We start from the raw sequence: 19804 nt of genomic DNA on the forward strand, positions 1-19804 counted from the left end.
CAACCTGTCCCCATTGCACCAGATTGGTGCGAAGGGGACAGGTTGGTTTGCACCAAATGGCAGAGAGACAGCGTTTTCCCAGATAAAAGCTGCCAAAATAAACCAGTCCCTTTTTGGCAGGTTGGTCGTAGTTATTACGTGGCGGTTGAGGTCGACCGCATAGGCGGTGCCTTGTTTGGCTAAAGTACAATTATCTGTGTTTAACTCGCCCAAGGTTTCACGCCGCGGGCGATGGCCAAAAAGGAAAACCACATGGGATTCATGTCAAAGCTGCTGTCCTTTGGATCCGATAAGGACCTGAAGCGCTACTACAAGATCGTCGACGAGATCAACGGTCTTGAGCCCCAGTTTGAGAAGATGACCGAGGAGGAGCTCCGCGCCCAGACCGATAAGTTCCGCGAGCGATACGCCAACGGCGAGTCGCTCGACGATATGCTCCCCGAGGCTTTTGCCACCGTGCGCGAGGCTTCAAAGCGCATCACGGGCATGCGTCACTTTGATGTACAGCTTATCGGCGCCATGGCGCTTCACGAGGGCCACATTGCCGAGATGAAGACCGGCGAGGGCAAGACGCTCGTCTCTACGCTGGCCGGCTATCTCAATGCCATCTCCGGCAAGGGCGTGCACGTCGTTACCGTCAATGACTACCTGGCCAAGCGCGACTCCGAGTGGATGGGTCGTATCTATAAGTATTTGGGCATGACCGTCGGTCTGCTGCAAAACAACATGCCGCTCGAGCTTAAGCGCCCGGCCTATCAGGCCGATGTCACCTATGGTACCAACTCCGAGTTTGGCTTTGACTACCTGCGCGACAACATGGTCACCCGCCCCGAGCAGCGTGTTCAGCGCGGTCACAACTACGCCATCGTCGACGAGGTCGACTCCATCCTGATCGATGAGGCCAGAACGCCGCTCATCATCTCGGGCGCCGGCACCAAATCGGCCAGCACCTACAAGGATTTTGCGCGTGCCGTGCGCGGCCTGGAGCGCGGCGAGGACGTGTCGCATGACATGCTCACCGCCACCGAGGACGTGGAGCCCACGGGCGACTACGTCATGGATGAGGCCAAGCACACCATTGCCGCCACCGAGCGCGGCCTTAAGAAAATCGAGCGCCGCTTAGGGATCGAGGATATCTACGCCGACCTTTCGGGCCAGCTGGTCAACCATCTGCAGCAGGCGCTGAAGGCCCAGTACATGTTCCATCGCGACAAGCAGTACGTGGTCACCAACGGCGAGGTCAAGATCGTAGACGAGTTCACCGGCCGCATTATGGAAGGCCGCCGCTATTCCGAGGGCCTGCACCAGGCCATCGAGGCAAAAGAGGGCGTGCTCGTGCGCGAGGAGAACCAGACGCTGGCGACCATCACCCTGCAGAACTACTTCCGTCTGTATGACAAGCTCTCCGGTATGACCGGCACGGCACTCACCGAGGACGCTGAGTTCCGCGAGATCTACAAGCTGCCCGTCGAGGTCATCCCCTCCAACAAGCCCGTGCAGCGTGTTGACCACGAGGACCTGGTCTACCGCACCATTCAGGCTAAATACAACGCCGTTGCCGACGACGTTGAGCGTCGTCACGCCAAGGGCCAGCCGGTCCTGGTGGGCACCGTCTCCATCGAGAGCTCCGAGAAGCTGTCTGCCGCCCTCACCAAGCGCGGCATCGCGCACGAGGTCCTCAACGCCAAGCACCACGAGCGCGAGGCCCATATCGTGGCCCAGGCCGGACGCTACGGCGCCGTGACCATTGCTACCAACATGGCCGGCCGTGGTACCGACATCCTGCTGGGCGGCAACCCCGACGAGCTGGTGCGCGAGCGCCTGGAGTACGAGGGCCTGACCATGGAGGATGTCACGCCCGAGCAGCTCGAGCAGTTTAACGCCGAGGCCAAGGAGACCTGCAAGGCCGAGCGCGAGCGCGTGCTTGCCGCCGGCGGCCTGACCGTTATCGGCACCGAGCGCCATGAATCTCGCCGTATCGACAACCAGCTGCGCGGCCGTTCCGGCCGTCAGGGCGATCCGGGCGAGACCCAGTTCTACCTGTCACTCGAGGACGATCTGATGCGCCTGTTTGGCGGCGACAAGATGGACCGCGTCTCCAAGATGATGGTCACGGCCGATATGGGCGACGACATGCCGATCCAGCACAAGATCATCTCCAAGGCCGTCGAGAGCGCGCAGCACAAGGTCGAGAGCATCAACTTCTCCATGCGCAAGAGCGTCCTTGAGTACGATGACGTTATGAACAAGCAGCGCCAGGTCATCTACGCCGAGCGCAACAAGATCCTGGACGGCAAGGACCTGACCGACCACATCACCGAGGTCATGCACGATACCGTGTACCGCTGTGTTCAGGAGTTCTGCACCAAGGACAGCCACGAGGGCGAGCGCGATCTTGAGGGCCTGCGTAAGTGGGTCGTGGAGCTGACCGGGCATATCGATACGCCCAAGTTCCCCGACGAGGACTTTGAGGCCCTGGCTGCCGATGTCCTGGCCTACGTCGAGAAGTGCTACAACATGAAGGCCGAGCGCCTGGGCGAGGACCTGATGCGCGAGCTCAATACCCAGGTCATGCTGCGCGTCATCGATACGCGTTGGATGAACTACCTGCAGGAAATGGACTACCTCAAGACCGGTATCGGCCTGCGCGGCTTTGGCCAGCGCGACCCGCTGGTTGAGTACAAGACCGAGGCCTACGGCGCGTTCCAGATGCTCGTCGATACCATGTACGAGGATTACCTGCGCACTGTTCTGCGCATTGAGCTCAAAGCTGCCCCGCAGGCTGTGGAGCACAAGGAGGACCCCGCCCTTAAGGGCGCGCACTTCTCTGGTCCCGCCGAGGTCGATGGCGACAACAGCGATTCGGTACTGCGCAAGCAGGCTCAGGTGCAGGCCCGCACCGCCGTCCAGGGTGGTCCGGCTGCCGTTAACAACGGTGGCAAGGTGACGACCTACCGCAAGTCCGAGAGCGATGACCCCTATGTCAACGTGGGCCGCAACGACCCGTGCCCTTGCGGTAGCGGTAAGAAGTTTAAGTATTGCCACGGCAGGAATCGTTAATGGCCGAGACTCTAGAGGTAACTCCCGCCGAGTTGGACGCGTTTGCGGACCGACTCGGCGAGGTCGAGTCGTATCTCCATTTGGACGAGAAGCGCACCTGCGTAACGGAGCTCGAGGCCAAAAGCGTCGCCCCGGGCTTTTGGGACGATGCCGATGCAGCTCGCGCCACGATGGAGGAGATTGCGCGCGCCAAGGAGGACATCGCCGCCGTGGATACCGCGCGCGGAGAGCTTTCCGATGCTCGCGCCGCGTTGGAGCTTGCCGAGGAAATGGGCGATGACCCCGATGCCGCTGCGCTGCGTGAGGAGGCTGCCGCCACGGCGGAGCGCCTATCCCGCGCCATCGACGAGCTTGAGCTTGCGAGCTGGTTTACCGGGGAGTTCGACCATGGCGACGCGATTGTGACCATCAAGCCCGGACAGGGTGGCTTGGAGGCCCAGGACTGGACCTTCATGCTCTTTAAGATGTACATGAAGTACTGCCAGCGCCGCGGTTGGAAGGTCACCATCAACGATTGCCCCGCGGCCGAGGTCATCGGCATCGATCGCGCGACCTTTACCGTCGAAGGCAAGGATGCCTTTGGCATGCTTCGCGCCGAGGCCGGAGTTCACCGCCTGGTGCGCATTAGCCCCACCGACGACAAGAAGCGCCGCCAGACCACGTTTGCCGGCGTCGAGGTCATTCCGGTGCTACCCGACGATATCGATATCGAGATTAATCCCGATGACATTCGCGTCGACGTATACCACGCAAGCGGCCCGGGCGGTCAGGGCGTCAACACCACCGACTCCGCCGTGCGCGTGACGCATTTCCCCAGCGGTATCGTGGTCACGTGTCAAAACGAGCGCAGCCAGATTCAAAACAAGGCCGCGTGCATGCAGATCCTCAAGGCGCGTCTGTACGAGATTGAGCTCGAAAAGCGCGCCGAGGCCCTGGATGAGATTCGCGGACCCAAGACCACAATTGGTTTTGGCAACCAGATCCGCAGCTACGTGCTCTACCCGTACCAGATGGTTAAGGACCTGCGCACGGGCGTGGAGACCAGCAACGTCGAGGCCGTTCTTGACGACGGCGATCTGGATCCGTTTGTGATTGGCTATCACCGTTGGGCTACCGGCAACGCTGACGCGGAGACCCCGTCCGCATAGACCGCTCGGTTTATGCGGAAATGGATTAAAGCCCTCCGAGCAGGGTGGTTTTGTATCCAGAACAAACCCTGCGCAGGGGTGGTTTTTGTTCGGCGAATCGGTAGAATCGAATACAGCAAGAAGTTCAAAGCGCATCCGTTTGGGTGCGCTTTTTTGAGGGAGGCAGCATGGCATATCGTCTGGACATCAAGCGCATTCTTTCGATGAACTTCTTTCACGACCTGCCCCAGATCATGTTGGGGTGTGCCTTGGCCGCCATCGCGACCGACTTGTTTTTGATTCCCAACGGTCTTGCCGCCGGTGGCGTTACGGGCCTTGCGACTATTATCCAGGCTGTCGGCGCGGCGCGAGGCGTGTCGCTTCCCGTCGGTATCCAGACCATCGTGATGAACGCCTTGCTGTTGTTGGTCGTTATGCGCGAGGGTGGCATGTTCTACGTGGTGCAGACCGCGACGGGCTTTGTGCTGCTGGGCTTCTTTACCGATCTGTTCGCCCCGTTTGTAGCACCTCTGGCGGATGCGGACCTGATGCTCCCTGCCATGTGGGGCGGCATTATTACGGGCATCGGTTACGGCATGGTGTTGCGCGCCGGCGCCAACACCGGCGGCTCGGACACGATTGGCCAAATCATCTCGCGTAACACCTCGCTGCCGGTGGGCTCGACCGTCATGGCGATCGATGTTGCCGTATGCGCGCTGTCGGCTCCGGTCTTTTCAATCGAAAACGCACTATATGCAGGCCTTTCGATGGTCATTAGCGGCTACGTGATCGATGCCGTGGTCGATGGTGGCAACAAACGCCGTATGGTACTCATCATCTCGGACAAGTTCCCTGATATCGCTGCCGATATCATGTATGGCCTGGGTCGTGGTTGTACCAAGTTTAAGGCGACTGGCATGTATTCGGGTGCCGAGAAGCCGGTGATTATGGTCATCGTGAGCCGTCGAGAGCTCAATACCCTCAAGACGATCGTGCGCGAGCGCGATCCTCACGCCATTGTGACGGTCGCTGACGTTACGGAAGCCTTCGGCGAGGGATTCAAGGACATTAGCGCGTAGGGTCGACTGCGTTCCATCCAAAAGACGTTCACATTGATAAACCGTTTCATCAGCGGTTCTGCCTGCTCAATTGTTCAAATAATGATAAATACTCTGGTAAAGCTTCCAGTTTCCAGCATAATGAATGACGTACGTGCATTGCGGCTGTGTTGGGATTACCTTCGGTGCCGTGCGCATCTTGTCTTAAGAGGATGAAAGGAAGGCACAATGAGCGACGAAGAGCTCAAAAAGGTTGCCAACGAGGTAAGGAAGGGCATCGTCACCGGCGTGCACGCTGCCAAGTCCGGCCATCCGGGCGGTTCGCTCGGCGCCGCCGACATCATGACCTATCTGTACTTTGAGGAAATGAACGTCGACCCAGCTAATCCCCGCAAGGCCGATCGCGACCGCTTTGTGCTCTCCAAGGGCCATTGCGCTCCGGGCCTGTACGCCGTGCTCGCCGAGCGTGGGTTCTTCCCCAAGGAGGACCTCGAGACGCTGCGCCATATCGGCAGCCACCTGCAGGGTCACCCCAACATGAACGACACCCCGGGCGTCGACATGTCCACCGGCTCGCTCGGCCAGGGCATCTCCACCGCTGTGGGCATGGCCGTTGCCGCCAAGCACTGGGGCGATACTTACCGCACGTACGCCCTGCTGGGCGATGGCGAGAGCGAGGAGGGCCAGGTCTGGGAGGCCGCCATGTTTGCCGGCAACCAGCAGCTCGACAACCTCTGCGTGATCGTCGACCACAACGGCCTGCAGATCGACGGCCCCGTCGAGGAGGTCAACGACCCCATGCCGCTGGCAGACAAGTTCCGCGCCTTCAAGTTCCATGTGGTGGAGCTCGCCGACGGCAACGACTTTGACCAGATCCGCGCCGCCTTTGCCGAGGCCCGCGCCACCAAGGGTCAGCCTACCGCCATTATCGCCGAGACCACAAAGGGCAAGGGCGTCTCCTTTATGGAGAACCAGGTGGGTTGGCACGGTAAGGCCCCCAACGATGAACAGTTTGAGCAGGCCATGGCAGAGCTCACGGCCGCCGGAGAGGAGCTCTAGGATGGCAGATGTCAAGAAAATCGCCACGCGCGTAAGCTACGGCGAGGCCCTCGTCGAGCTCGCCAACGAGCACGATGACTTTGTGGTCCTCGACGCCGACCTGGCCGCCGCCACGCAGACCGGCAAGTTTAAGGCTGCCTGCCCCGACCGCTTCTTCGATGTGGGCATTGCCGAGAGCAACCTGATGGGTGTTGCCGCCGGTATCGCAACCACCGGTCGCGTTGCCTTCGCGAGCACCTTTGCCATGTTTGCCGCCGGCCGCGCTTTTGAGCAGGTCCGTAATTCCATCGGTTATCCGCACCTCAACGTCAAGATTGGCGCCACGCACGCCGGTATCTCGGTGGGCGAGGACGGTGCCACGCACCAGTGCTGCGAGGATATCGCCCTTATGCGCGTCATTCCCGGCATGACCGTCATCGTTCCCGCCGATGACGTCGAGGCTCGCGCCGTGACGCGCGCCGCCTACGAGTGCGACGGCCCCGTCTACATGCGCTTTGCCCGTCTGGCCTCGCCGGTCATCAACGACCCCGAGACCTACAAGTTCGAGTTGGGCCGCGGCATCGTCATGCGCGAGGGCGCCGACGTTACCATCATTGCCTGCGGTCTGATGGTCGGCGAGGCCCTTGAGGCCGCCGGGCAGCTCGCTGCCGAGGGCATCGACGCCGAGGTCATCAACATGCACACCATCAAGCCCATCGACGCCGATCTGGTCGTCAAGAGCGCTACCAAGACCGGCCACGTCGTGACCGTCGAGGAGCACTCCGTGATCGGTGGCCTGGGCAGTGCCGTTGCCGACGTCCTGTGCGAGCAGTGCCCGACGCCGCTCAAGAAGATCGGCGTCAACGACACGTTCGGCGAGTCCGGCCCGGGCGCCGAGCTCCTGCACAAGTACGGCCTGGACGCCGCCAATATCGTGGCGACCACCAAGGAGTTCTTGGCATAAGGCAAGGTGGATCTCAAGGACTGCTTCGCCAGAACTATAAAACTGCTTCGCCAGTACTATGGAAACCCGGCAGGGGCGCTCTCTTGGAGGGCGCCCCTGTTTCAGTTGCGGTGAAATAAGGACTATTTTGCCAGCCTAAAGGCTCAACAGTCCCTATTTCACCGCAACTTATGAAGACGCCCCTCAAGCACGGTCCCATCAGGGAAAAGGACATATATCGACAAAGCGCAATTCAGACCCTTCCAGCTTTGTATATGCAGCACCCCAAGATAAACGCAGCGACCCCTTAGTTATCGCAGGCCGGGCACAGGGTTACTCTCCAAATCTTTCCGCAGGACGGAGGAGCCCCCGCCGCGCGAAGCGCGCAGCGGGGGCTCCGACATGTCCGAGGACGATTTGGAGAGTAACCCTGTGTCCGGCCGACGGGATCCCTAAGCACGCCATGCTTCTTATGTGCAGCAAAGCTAATGCTGCTAAAATACAAAGCGCTCATGTAGTTTAAACGCACGACGATAAGGAGCACCAGTGGGTAACCACTTCCGTACCTCCGGTGCGGGCGATGATGCCCCCAAGACGCAGGCAGGCGTCCAGGGCAGTCGTTTCGCCACTCCGGATTCAGAGGGCCAGCCTGTTGCTCAGGCCCCCGCTCAGCCGGCAGATCAGGCACAGCCGGCATCCGATCCCTTTGCCTACAATCCAACCAGCGATGTCGCGCTTTCCGGCGCGGCGGGTTTTGAGCCCGTTCAGGCCGTGACCGCTCGCGTGGAGCAGCCTCAGGCTGGCGCCGCCACGCCGCAGCCTACCATGGCCGCTATTCCCGACCCCATGGCCCCTGCGACGCCGGCTCCTCAGCCTGCGCAGTCCGGTCTCTTTGCCGCTATTCCCGACCCCACGCAGCCTGCTGCCCCGGTGGTCGAGAGCGATCAGGCCGCCGAGGTCGCAAGCCTCGATAACGCGCTCAACAACCCCGATTTTACGTCGGTGTTTGCGCCCATCGATCCGCAGGCCAGCCGCAAGAAGATGGCCAAGCAGGCCGGTGTCGAGCCCGTCATCCTTATGGAGCATGTCACCAAGATCTATCCGGCACAGCCCAACAAGCCTGCACTCGACGACATCAACATCGAGATCTATCCGGGCGAGTTCGTCTTCCTGGTCGGTCACTCCGGCTCGGGTAAGACCACGCTGCTGTCGACGCTCAACCGCGACGTCAAGCCGACGAGCGGCCGCATCCTGGTTGCCGGTCAGGACCTCATGAAGATCAAGAACCGCAAGGTTCCGTTCCTGCGCCGCCAGATTGGCGCCGTGTTCCAGGACTTTAAGCTTCTGCCGCAAAAGACCGCCTACGAAAACGTGGCGTTTGCCCTGCAGTGCATCGGCAAGCCCAAGGGCGTCATTCGCAGCCAGGTGCCCGAGGTGCTGCGCCTGGTCGGTCTGGCCGATCAGATGGACTCGCTGCCCGACCAGCTTTCCGGTGGCGAGCAGCAGCGCGTTGCCGTCGCCCGTGCTATGGTCAACCGTCCGCCGCTGCTGATCTGCGACGAGCCCACGGGCAACCTCGACCCGGCGATCTCGCTGGGCATCATGAAACTGCTTGAGCGTATTAACCGCACCGGCACCACCGTGATCGTCGCCACGCACGACCGCGAGATGGTCGATAGCATGCACCGTCGCGTGATCGCCCTCGAGGGCGGCCACGTCATCCGCGACCAGGAGAGGGGAGGTTACGGCAACTATGGCACCAACTAACGTGGGCTACTCCTTCAAAGAGGCAATCAGCCACTTCTTCCGTAACTGGACTACCTCGCTCGGCGCCGTCATCACGATCTTCCTTTCGCTGTTTATCATCGGCCTGTTCATCATGGGCTCTGCGATGCTGAACTCCGTGATCGGCACCGTCGAGGATCAGGTTGTCATCAACGCGTTCATTAGCGATGACGCCGATCAGGCTGATGTTCAGGCTTTTGAGGCCGAGCTTAAGACGTGGAATAACGTCAAGTCCGTGACCTATAAGGACAAGGACGACGCGCTGGCCGAGTATACGAGCAAGATGTCGGGCAACGCCGACGCCACCATGAGCGCGCTCGATGGCCAGAACCCGCTGCCGGCTTCCTTCGCTATTGAGATGGACGATCCGTCCAAGGTCGAGAGCACGGCAAAGAAGCTCAAGAAGGATGCCGATTTCCAGAAGATCGCGGATGACGGCGACGTCAACGCGAGCGTGCTGTACGGCCAGGAGGAAGTGAGCCGCCTGTTCCAGGTGACCAACTACATCCGCATCGCCGCCGTGGTGCTCGTTGGCCTGCTGACTTTTATCGCGTTCATCTTTATCAACAACACGATTCGCCTGTCCATTACGGCGCGTCGTCGTGAGATTGCGATTATGCGTCTGGTCGGCGCCAGCAACGGCTTCATTCGTGGCCCGTTTATCACCGAGGGCGTACTGCAGGCCATTTTGGGCTCGCTGCTTTCCATCGGCGTTCTGGAGCTGCTGCGCAATCTGATGATTCCGCGTTTGCAGGAGAGCATCGGCTGGATGTCGTTTGCCCTGCCGATGCAGTACTACCTGGTGACCTATGCTGCGCTGATTCTGGTCGGCGTGATTATCGGCCTCTTTGGTTCTGCCATCGCCATGCGTCGCTACCTGCGCGTGTAGGCATGCCTGGAATTCATCCCTTCCAACGGGTCGTCTCTTATGGGGCGGCCCGTTTTTTGATCCCTAGGGGACGGCAGGAAAGCGAATCATTTGGGTAGACTCTTTGGAGTTCGCAATCGATAGTTAGGAGGCGCCATGGGGCGCAATAACAAGCATAAGCGTGGAGCTCGCAATAAGCGCGGGCCGGTGCGCAGCGAACGCCGTCCGAGCCTGACCGGGCGCGTGCAGCTCCATGAGCACAGTGCCTATGTCATAACCGAGAATGGCGACTACAAGGTCATGGGTCGCGGCAAGCGTGAGATCATGGACGGCGATACCGTTGCCGTGAGCATTAAGAATAGCCCGCATGGCGAGCGTCGCGCCGTGATCGAGGGCGTAGTTGAGCGCGCAGCCATAAGCGTGGTGGGTACGTACCAGACCGCCGGTCCGCTCGGTGTGATCGAGCCGCTCGATTCGCGCTTGAAGGCCGACTTCTTCATTTTGCCCGAGGATACCTCGGCGGATCGTCTGAGTGTCCACCCGGGTGATGCCGTTGTCGCGCGCATTTTGACCTACCCGACGCGCCTGGAATCGGGCACTGTGACGATCGAACGCCGCATTGGCGGAGATGACGCGCCCGATTTGGGCGTTCAATATGTGATGGCGCGTTACGGCTATACCGATAGCTATCCCGAGGCCGCGCTGGACGAGGCCGAGGGGCTTTCGCTCGATGTGTCCGCGGCGCTTAAGGACCCGCTCCGCCGCGATCTGCGCGACCGCTTTGTCATCACGATCGACCCGGTCGACGCGCGCGACTTTGACGATGCCATTTCGTTGGAGCGCACGCCCGAGGGTGGCTACAAGCTGGGTGTGCATATCGCCGACGTTTCACACTATGTGGCTTGGGACGGGCATATCGATCTTGAGGCTCGCCATCGTACGACATCGGTGTATCTGGCCGATCGCGTGCTTCCCATGCTGCCCGAACGCCTGTCCTGTGACCTGTGCTCGCTTCGCCCTGACGAGGACCGTCTTGCGTTTACCGTCGATATCGAGCTCGATGCGCAGGGTCGCGTGCGGCATTACGATCCGTATTCCAGCGTGATTCGCTCGCGTGTGCGTATGGACTATGACGGCGCCGAGGCGCTGCTGGTGCGTGCCGGCGCGGTTGAGTATTCGGTGCTGGAGGGTGCAGCCGAGGATGTTGCGGCTGCCGAGACCTCGCGCGAGGAAGCGCTTGAGCGCGGTCTTGCGTGCGAGGAGGCCGCCCGCGGCTACAACATCGACCTCGGCGATTTCCTTGTCGCCGCTAACGAACTCGCCGAACTTCGCCGTCGTATTCGTCGCGCCCGCGGCTCAGTCGATTTTGACACAGCCGAGATTCGCGCTCTATTGGATGAGGACGGAGTGCCCGTGCAGATTGTGGCGCGTGAGCGTTCGTGTGCCACGTCGCTTATCGAGGAAGCCATGCTGCTCGCCAACGAGTGCGTTGCAGAGTGGCTGGCAGACCGTGATATCGAGGCCTGCTATCGTGTGCATGAGGATCCGAGCCCCGATAGCCTGCACGGTGCTGCCGTTGCGCTGGCGCAGCTAGGCATCATCGACGATCGCCGTGCTGCCGGTATTGCCCTGGGGAGCCCCGATGAGCTGCAGGCTGCAGTTGATGCTGCCGCCGGTACGGCCAACGCACCGCTCGTCAACACGCTGCTTCTGCGCAGCATGCAGCGCGCGCTGTACAAGCCGCGCAACGAGGGCCACTTTGCGCTCGCCGCGCCGTGCTACTGTCACTTTACGAGTCCCATCCGTCGCTACCCCGATCTGGTGGTGCACCGCGTGCTCAAACTGCAGTTGGCCTATGAGCAGCTCGGCGGCAAGGACGCCTTGGTCCGTACGCCGCGGCTGATCGGTAAGGGGCGCGAGTCGCTGCCGCGCATTCTGCCGCAGATCTGCCGCGCATGTAGCGATGCCGAGCGCGCGGCAGATGCCGCCAGCCATGCGACGCAAAAGATCAAGATTGCCCAGTACTATGAGGACCGTCTGGGCGAGCGCTATGCCGGAACCGTCTCGTGGGTTAGCAGCATGGGCCTTTTTGTGCGCTTGGACCTAACGCAGGTCGAAGGCTTGGTTTCGATCAAGAGTCTGGGCAACGAGTGGTTCGAGTTCGACGAGGACGCGCTCACGCTCACAGGTGCCGACACGGGCACCCGTTACGAGCTGGGGCAGCGCGTGATTATCGAGGTCTCGCGCGTCAATACCACGCGTGGGCACTTGGACTTTAAGCTTATCCATTAGCCAAATCCCGACTCATGGTGGGGGAGCGGAGGGCGGCCTTTCGGGACCGCCCTTCGCATTTGAATCGTGGCTACCTTGCCGTCTGCTCGGCCGCCCGCTTACCTGCTATTTGAGAGGTAAAACCTACCAAAATAAACCTGTCCCTTTTGGCAGGTTTACAAGAAAGCGGGGATGAGATGGCGACGGTGTACGGTTATGCGCGGGTGAGTTCGCGCGATCAGAATCTTAATCGGCAGCTGGATGCGCTGGGCGCCTATGGCGTGGGCTCGGCGAATATTTATGCCGACCATGCGAGCGGCAAGGACTTCGATCGACCGCGTTATCGCGAGCTGCTGCACGTCCTGGGAGACGGGGACGTGCTGGTGGTGCTTTCTATCGACCGACTTGGCCGTAATTACTCCGAGATTCTTGAGGAATGGCGACGCATTACCAAGGAGCTCGGGGTTGCCATTGTGGTATTGGACATGCCATTGCTTGACACGCGCGCTAGGGCCAGCGGCGCGCCGGATGTGACCAACACCCTGATTGCCGATATTGTGCTGCAACTGCTGAGCTACGTGGCGCAGGTGGAGCGCGAGAATATCCATCGGCGCCAGGCGGAGGGAATTGCAGCGGCGCGGGCGCGAGGGGTTCGTTTCGGTCGACCTCGCAAGCCGTGCCCTCCTCAGTTTGAGCTGGTGCGCGATAGCTATGAGGCAGGCGATATTACCCGCAGCCAGGCAGCAAAGTGCCTGGGCGTGTGCGTGGGGACGTTCGATCGCTGGATGCGCGAGGCGGGGTAGGGGTTTGCGTCGCTTTGTCGCTTCCTGTTGCGATTCAAATTTTGATACGGTGACGATGCCATTTGGGGCTACACTCGCTGATATTCAAAAAAGGAGGTTGGCCCTTGGCGCGCGTAAAACAAATAATCGGATGGACCGCAATTGTTCTGTTCGTTGCAACGCTGGCGGGCATCTGGGTGCTGACGGAGCAAAATGCGGTGGAGACGTCGTTGCTGAGCGAGTCCACCGCGCGTGTGGTGGAGGGTCAGGCTACGGGCGTTCAGGCTGCTGATGCCACAGGTGAAGCCCAGACAGAGAACGGAATGACCGGGGGCGCCGATTCGGCTGCCTCGAATGTCCGGTCTGGCCGACTTGCTTCCATTCGCATGTGGGTGGGCACAAACGTCCGTCGCGTTGCCCATACCGTAGAGTTTTTCTTCGTCGGATTATTCGCCTCCGTGGTCGTGGTTTGCCTTTCCAGGCATCCGTGGAGCGTATGCTCCCGTTGCGTGCCCGCATTGCTCTTTTGCGCCGCCTGCTCCGTTGGCGATCAGGTGCATAAGATCTTTGTTCCCGGCAGGCATTTCGACGTTATCGATTTAGGATTCGATGCTGCGGGCTATGTCACCGCCATGCTGTTGGTATTGCTGGCAGCGGCGTTGGTGCGCCATGCGACTCGGCCGATCGGCGCCCATGCGAGGCGCTAGCCGGTAACAAACCCGTTTCTGATAATGCAACCTCGTTGAATTATTTTGTGTCGCGCGTATTTCCGAGCGGTCGGATTTGAGGGGCGAGCGGTAGAACGCTCGCCCTTTGTGCGCCACGATGCGGCACAATGTACCGCAACAGCTGTTTGTATCCGGTACGAATCGTTCGTTGGTCTTTAATTCTTCTCAACGGAGGTGTTTGAGATGGCAAACGGATTGCTTTTGCGGCTTCGCGAGCGTGAGCTCAGCGCGAGCCCGGCGGAACGCAATGTCATCGCATATGTAAGCGCTCATCCGCACGAGGTGGTCGGGCTGTCCGTCCGCGGTCTTGCCGATGTCACGTTCTCCTCGCCCTCGAGCATTTTGCGCTTTTGCAAGCGTTTGGGTTTTGCGGGCTACAAGGAGTTCCAGCGCGAACTGATTGCCGAGCTGGCGCTCTTAGGCGACAAGAAAGACGTAGCCCTCGAGGACATCTCCATGGATGACAGCGTCGAACGTATCGTGGGGAAGGTGATGAAAAGCAACGTGCGCACGATCGAGGCGACGGCGCGAACGCTCGATTACACCGTCTTGGAGCGATGCGCGGCCCGTCTTAAGCGGGCACGCGCGGTCAATCTGTTCGGTATCGGTGCCTCTCGTTTGGTCGCACACGATCTGGCGCAAAAGCTCATGCGTGTCGACAAAGAGTGCCATCTGTACGACGACTGGCATGATCAGCTCTTGTGTGCCAAGAACATGCATGAGGGCGATATGGCAATCGCCTTTAGCTACTCGGGCTTGACGCAAGAGGTGCTGGACTGCACCGCCGAGGCTCAACGTCACAACTGTCCCGTTGTGGCCGTTACCAAAGTAGATGGATCATCCAAGCTTGCCACCATGGCCGATGCCGTGCTCGGCGTCGCCGCGAGTGAACCCTTGGTCCGCAGCGGTGCCATGGCTTCGCGTATGGCCCAGCTTATGGTTGTCGATGCCCTGTACGCTGCTTACGTTGCCAGCGACTACGAACGGGCGACGCATGTCATAAAGCAAAACTACATCGAGAAACAGGAAAGATGAGGTGAATGAAATGCTCGATTTAACAAAATTCACGACCGAACAGCGTAATCAAAGGTCAATGGACCTCGATACGATGACATCGCTGCAAATCGTCACGACGATGAACGATGAGGATCTTCGTGCCGTCCAGTCGGTCACGAAAGTGTTGCCCCAGGTTGCCACGGCAATCGACTGGGCTGCTGAGACACTCGAGCGCGGCGGGCGCGTCTTTTACATGGGCGCAGGCACCAGCGGTCGTCTGGGCGTACTCGACGCTTCGGAGTGTCCGCCCACGTTTGGCGTGTCACCCGATCTGATTGTCGGGCTCATTGCCGGAGGCGAGACGGCGTTTATCAAGGCTGTCGAAGGTGCCGAAGACAGCGAGGAGCTTGGCGCGAACGACCTGCGAGAGCGTGGACTCTCGGACAAGGATCTTGTCGTTGGCCTGGCGGCAAGCGGTCGTACTCCTTATGTGGTGGGCGGCCTTGTGTACGCCAAGGCAACTGGGTGCAAGACCATTGCAATTGCCTGCAACCAAGGGTCGAAGATCGGGGAGAGCGCAGATCTTGCCATTGAGCCCGTGCCCGGTCCCGAGGTGCTGACCGGCTCAACGAGGCTCAAGGCGGGAACGGTTCAAAAGCTCATTCTCAACATGATTTCGACCGGTGCCATGGTCAAGATCGGCAAGGTATACCAAAACCTGATGGTCGATGTGCAGCAGACGAACGAGAAGTTGGTGGTGCGCGGCCAGAACATCGTGATGGAGGCGACCGGCTGCACGCGCGAGCGCGCCGTTCAGGCGCTTGCAGATGCCGGCGGCCACGTAAAAACCGCTATTGTCTCGGTACTGCTGGACTGCGATGCCGAGCAGGCTACGGTAGCTCTTGAGCGGGCGCGAGGCCATGTCCGTGCTGCGGTGAGTGGCCATGAGAAGAGCAATGCCGATGTCCAATAGGTGCACGGCGTGAGCTGATATGACATCTAGACGAGATACCCAATACAAGGAGGAGTTATGACGAACAAAGAGCTGGCTCAAAAGCTGCTGGACCTTTTGGGCGGTAAAGACAACGTGCTCGCAAACGCGGCGTGCATGACGCGCCTGCGCGTGACCGTCAAAGACACGGGCAACGTCGACACGGAGGGTATTAAGGCGCTCGACGGCGTGATGGGCCTGGTCGAGGACGACACGATGCAGATCGTGCTGGGTCCGGGCAAGGTGAATAAGGTGCTCGAGGAGTTCTCCAAGCTCACCGGCCTTGCGAAAGGCGTTGCCGACGAGAGCGTGGTTGACGCTGCGGCCACAAACAAGGCCGCGCAGAAAGCCAAGTACGAGTCCAAGCCGGTTCAGGCCTTCCTCAAGAAGATTTCCAATGTCTTCGTCGCCCTGCTTCCCGGCATCATTGCGGCTGGCCTCATCAACGGTATCTGCAACGTCATTAACGTCTCGACGGCAGGCGCGCTTGCAGGCGAGTGGTGGTACCAGGGCATTCGTTCCATGGGCTGGGCCCTGTTTGCCTATCTGCCCATCTTGGTGGGCTATAACGCGGCACGTGAGTTTGGTGGCTCCGCTGCGCTGGGCGGCATCGCCGGCATGATGTGTATCGCCAACAGTGCCATGCCCCTGCTTGCGCCTGGCGCGGCTGATCCTGCCACTGCCATTCTGCTGCCGCTCACCAATGCGCAGTACAACCCCGCGGCGGGTGGCATGATCGCGGCTCTCATCGCTGGTGCATTTTTTGCCTGGATGGAGCGTCAGATTCGCAAGGTTATGCCCAACGCACTCGACACGTTCTTGTCCCCGCTGCTGGTGCTCATCATCGGCGCCTTTGCTCTGATGCTCGTCATCCAGCCGGTTGGCGCATGGCTGACGACTGCCATCTTTAGCGTTTTGACCTTTATCTTCGAGAAACTGGGCGTCCTGGGCGGCTATATCCTGTCGGCAGGCTTCTTGCCGCTGGTGTCCGTCGGCCTGCATCAGGCACTCACGCCGATCCACGCTATGCTCAACGATCCCGACGGCGCTACCAAGGGTATCAATTACCTGCTTCCCATCCTTATGATGGCTGGCGGCGGCCAGGTCGGTGCCGGTTTGGCGCTGTACTTTAAGACCAAGAACGCCAAGCTCAAGAAGTACGTCGCAGAGTCCATTCCCGTTGGAATCCTGGGTGTGGGCGAGCCTCTGATGTATGCTGTTACGCTGCCGCTCGTTCGTCCGTTTGTGACGGCCTGCCTGGGTGCCGGATTTGGCGGCGCGCTCGCGGCGCTGCTTCACATCGGCACGGTTTCTCAGGGCGTTTCCGGTCTGTTTGGCCTACTGATCGTTGTTCCTGGCCAGCAGCTCGGCTACGTTGCCGCTATGCTGCTTGCCTATGCCGCCGGCTTTGTCCTGACGTGGTTCTTTGGCGTCGACGAGCAGAAGATCAACGAGTTCTTTGGCGAGTAGTTTGATATCGCGAGCCGTGTTGCTCGGGGCTCGCGGTGCGCGGCAGATTTCTTGATGCTATGGTTGTGCCGGCGGGGCTAACTGCTCCGCCGGCCTTTTTTAAAGGAGCGTTGAAGCGTGAAGACGGGTATTTCGATTTATCTTTCCAGCCCTCTGCAGGATATTGAGCGGACGATTGAGCGCGGTGCCGCGGCGGGTGCGCGCTATGCGTTCACCTCGCTGCATATTCCCGAGGATGGGGGAGCGGCGTATGCAGATAAAGTCCGTCATGTTCTGTCGCTGCTTTCCGCCCACGGCATTGCGCTCATTGCCGATGTGGGGCCTCGCACGTGCGATTTGCTCGGGCTTGAGCGCATCGAGGACCTGCGCGATTTGGGGTTGGAATACCTTCGTTTGGACTATGGTTTTAGCGCCCAGCGGGTCGCGGAGCTGTCCGGTGTATTTCGCATTGTGGTCAATGCATCGACGGTGAGTTCTGATGAAATCGCATCGTGGCGTGAAGCCGGCGCCGATGTGACTCGTTTTGCCGCCTGCCACAATTTTTACCCCAAGCCTTATACCGGTTTAGCTCTTGAAGATGTTGCTCGGACGAATCTTCGTCTTGCGGCGCTTGGATTCGAAATCATGGCTTTTGTGCCGGGTGATGCTAACGTTCGCGGGCCGGTATTCGAGGGACTGCCGACGGTCGAGGCGCAGCGCGGTCGCGCGTCAAAGGTTGCTCTCAATATGCTTGAGCTTGCACATGGCGCCGATTGCGACATTGTGTTGGTCGGCGACCCCGATCTTTCCGATGCGGGCTGGGCGCAGTTTGCTCAAGTTTCCGCCGGATACGTGGACCTGCAATGCGAGCTTGAGCCCGGTTATGCCTATGTGCGCGGGCAGATTCATCACGATCGGCCCGACTCGAGTGTCCTCATCTTTAGGTCTCAGGAGTCACGTACGAAGCTTAAGCCGGATTCCGTGCCGACGGATGCCGGAGCCGGCCTGCCGCGAAAGGCGGGGTCGATCGCTGTGAGCAATAGCGGATATGGGCGCTACGAAGGCGAGCTTGAGATTGCGCGGGTCGATCTTCCCGGTGACGAGCGCATGAACGTTGCGGGCCATATCACGCCCGAGGCAATGGAACTGCTGCCGTTTATCAAGCGCGGATTCGGGGTACGGTTCGTTTAACGTGTGACCCGCGGGCTACAATTGGCCCATCATACGAAGGCGCCTCGTGTGGCGTGTGCCTGCGTTGGCCGATCTATATTCGGAGGATTCCCATGACTGTACTGTTTGTTGGATATCCCAAGTGCTCGACCTGTAAGAAGGCCAAGGCATGGCTGGACGAACATGGGGTAGAGTATATCGATCGCGATATCGTTTTGGACAATCCCACGGCTGATGAGCTTGCGACCTGGATTGCTCGTTCGGGGCTGCCGGTGCGGCGCTTCTTTAATTCGTCGGGCATGAAATATCGAGAGCTGGGCCTGAAGGCGCGTCTGGATGCGGGCATGACGGATCGGGAGTGCTACGAGCTGCTGGCGACCGACGGCATGCTGGTCAAGCGTCCGCTGCTGGTGGGCGACGACTTTGCGATTCCCGGCTTTAGGGAAGCGGCTTGGGCCGAGGCGTTGCTGTAGCGGCTGCGGAAAGTGCATCCCGGAATTCGCTTCCAGAATGGGATGCACTTTCCCAAAGTGGCCGGTTGCGGAAAGCACGTCCCATTCTGAGCTTCGATTGCGGGACACGGTTTCCGGTTGAGGGCTCAACGGGAAAGTGGGGACCAGTTTGAGCTTGAAATCTGGGACGCACTTTCCGCCGGCGGGCCTGCCCCAGTCAGTCCGCCAGCTGTGCCCATTCGTGCGGATCGTAGACCTTTACGTGCTTGTTGGGCTTGCCGCTCCAGTACTCCTCGTCCATAAAGGGCAGATATGCCTGAACGCCGGGACAGATAAAGGGAATCCGCTGCTGTTGCAGTCGCTCGCGCTGGCGCTGCTCCAGGTGCGCCTCGGATATGACGGTCGGCATACCGGACAGCTCGACGAGGCTTGCCTGGATTCGCTTAAGGTCGGGGAGTCCCGCGTGCCATGACACTCGCATGATCAAAAAGGATGCACGGCGGTATTTTGCCTGCATCACCGTGATGGCGGGGCGCAGTGTGGGATGGATTTTGTCCCGTTCGGGCCAAAGGTCAGCAGTGATCTCGAGGCCCAGGGTCTCCCATAGGTAATCAAGCTCTTCGTCCATGGTGCCTCGATATCCGTGCAATGATGACGGTTCGATTGTGCCATCAGCCGTGAGTGCTGCATTGTTGTAATCTACCAGCGGTAGATGTGGGATGTTTTACGGGCTTTGACGCCGTAGGTGTCGCTGGTGCTTCACAGGTCCTTCACGTGTTGGCCGTATTTGACTGAATTTCAAAAAAGTCAAAATTAGGGCTTGCGTCACGACGGGACTTCCCGTATATTTCTTTCTTGCGCAAAGGCACAGCCGAGCGCAGCGATGCAGTCATTGGGATGTCGTCTAATGGCAGGACAGCGGATTCTGGTTCCGTCAATGGGGGTTCGACTCCCTCCATCCCAGCCATTGCATTTGCTACATATGGCCCGTTCGTCTAGCGGTTTAGGACGCCGCCCTCTCAAGGCGGAGATCACCAGTTCGAATCTGGTACGGGCTACCAAAATTGAACGCCCGGGCCTCGTAAG

17 protein-coding genes and 2 tRNA genes are annotated in these 19804 nt (G+C 59.9%); 18 read left to right on the forward strand and 1 reads right to left on the reverse strand.

Features of this window, described 5'->3' with window-relative positions:
• The 16 genes from I2F59_RS09900 to I2F59_RS05390 form a co-directional block, all read left to right on the forward strand.
• The coding region (locus I2F59_RS09900; protein ID WP_229065355.1) for a hypothetical protein at positions 1-183 on the forward strand (183 nt) is incomplete at its 5' end.
• 69 nt (positions 184-252) lie between these two features.
• Positions 253-3060 carry a preprotein translocase subunit SecA gene (gene secA / locus I2F59_RS05320; protein ID WP_195503489.1) on the forward strand — a complete coding sequence of 936 codons (2808 nt, stop codon included), beginning with the start codon at positions 253-255 and terminating at the stop codon, positions 3058-3060.
• On the forward strand, positions 3060-4208 hold the full coding sequence (prfB, locus tag I2F59_RS05325) for a peptide chain release factor 2 (RefSeq protein WP_195503490.1): 1149 nt from the start codon (positions 3060-3062) through the stop codon (positions 4206-4208). Before secA ends, prfB begins: the two co-directional genes overlap by 1 nt.
• Before the next feature lie 167 nt (positions 4209-4375).
• Positions 4376-5266 (forward strand): YitT family protein, encoded by an 891-nt coding sequence (locus I2F59_RS05330; RefSeq protein WP_006235307.1) that lies wholly within the window; start codon positions 4376-4378, stop codon positions 5264-5266.
• 207 nt (positions 5267-5473) lie between these two features.
• A complete protein-coding gene (locus tag I2F59_RS05335; protein ID WP_117769458.1) occupies positions 5474-6304 on the forward strand; it encodes a transketolase in 831 nt (276 codons plus the stop codon).
• Between the two features lies 1 nt (position 6305).
• Entirely contained in the window at positions 6306-7247 is a 942-nt protein-coding gene (locus tag I2F59_RS05340) for a transketolase family protein (RefSeq protein WP_148332032.1), read from the forward strand.
• A gap of 525 nt (positions 7248-7772) precedes the next feature.
• A complete protein-coding gene (ftsE, locus tag I2F59_RS05345; RefSeq protein WP_148332033.1) occupies positions 7773-8993 on the forward strand; it encodes a cell division ATP-binding protein FtsE in 1221 nt (406 codons plus the stop codon).
• Positions 8980-9900, forward strand: coding sequence for a permease-like cell division protein FtsX (gene ftsX, locus I2F59_RS05350; RefSeq protein ID WP_117769462.1), 921 nt, complete (start codon positions 8980-8982; stop codon positions 9898-9900). The genes ftsE and ftsX overlap by 14 nt, the downstream gene beginning before the upstream one ends.
• 135 nt (positions 9901-10035) lie before the next feature.
• Entirely contained in the window at positions 10036-12171 is a 2136-nt protein-coding gene (locus tag I2F59_RS05355; RefSeq protein ID WP_148332034.1) for a ribonuclease R family protein, read from the forward strand.
• A 176-nt stretch (positions 12172-12347) separates the two neighbouring features.
• Positions 12348-12953 (forward strand): recombinase family protein, encoded by a 606-nt coding sequence (locus tag I2F59_RS05360; protein ID WP_055310347.1) that lies wholly within the window; start codon positions 12348-12350, stop codon positions 12951-12953.
• Between the two features lie 104 nt (positions 12954-13057).
• Complete coding sequence (locus I2F59_RS05365) at positions 13058-13639, forward strand: VanZ family protein (RefSeq protein ID WP_195503491.1); 582 nt, start codon at positions 13058-13060, stop codon at positions 13637-13639.
• A 204-nt stretch (positions 13640-13843) separates the two neighbouring features.
• The gene (locus I2F59_RS05370) at positions 13844-14695 is read left to right on the forward strand and encodes a MurR/RpiR family transcriptional regulator (RefSeq protein WP_055310345.1); all 852 of its coding nucleotides are present in this window, start codon (positions 13844-13846) and stop codon (positions 14693-14695) included.
• Between the two features lie 10 nt (positions 14696-14705).
• Complete coding sequence (gene murQ / locus I2F59_RS05375; protein ID WP_195503492.1) at positions 14706-15629, forward strand: N-acetylmuramic acid 6-phosphate etherase; 924 nt, start codon at positions 14706-14708, stop codon at positions 15627-15629.
• Positions 15630-15686: 57 nt separating this feature from the next.
• A complete protein-coding gene (locus I2F59_RS05380) occupies positions 15687-17117 on the forward strand; it encodes a PTS transporter subunit EIIC (protein ID WP_035137407.1) in 1431 nt (476 codons plus the stop codon).
• 117 nt (positions 17118-17234) lie between these two features.
• On the forward strand, positions 17235-18287 hold the full coding sequence (locus I2F59_RS10045) for a MupG family TIM beta-alpha barrel fold protein (RefSeq protein ID WP_148332037.1): 1053 nt from the start codon (positions 17235-17237) through the stop codon (positions 18285-18287).
• Between the two features lie 92 nt (positions 18288-18379).
• Positions 18380-18739 (forward strand): arsenate reductase family protein, encoded by a 360-nt coding sequence (locus I2F59_RS05390; protein WP_148332038.1) that lies wholly within the window; start codon positions 18380-18382, stop codon positions 18737-18739.
• Between the two features lie 196 nt (positions 18740-18935).
• On the opposite strand, the gene I2F59_RS05395 is transcribed toward I2F59_RS05390, so the two are convergent.
• Positions 18936-19346 (reverse strand): hypothetical protein, encoded by a 411-nt coding sequence (locus I2F59_RS05395; RefSeq protein ID WP_195503493.1) that lies wholly within the window; start codon positions 19344-19346, stop codon positions 18936-18938.
• Between the two features lie 265 nt (positions 19347-19611).
• Between I2F59_RS05395 and I2F59_RS05400 the strand changes: the two genes are divergently transcribed.
• Positions 19612-19685 (forward strand) — tRNA-Gln (locus tag I2F59_RS05400).
• A gap of 17 nt (positions 19686-19702) precedes the next feature.
• Positions 19703-19779, forward strand: a tRNA-Glu gene (locus tag I2F59_RS05405).
• Positions 19780-19804: the final 25 nt, after the last annotated feature.

Origin of the sequence: Collinsella aerofaciens (genome assembly GCF_015556945.1) — a bacterium.
GTDB lineage: Bacteria > Actinomycetota > Coriobacteriia > Coriobacteriales > Coriobacteriaceae > Collinsella > Collinsella aerofaciens_AO.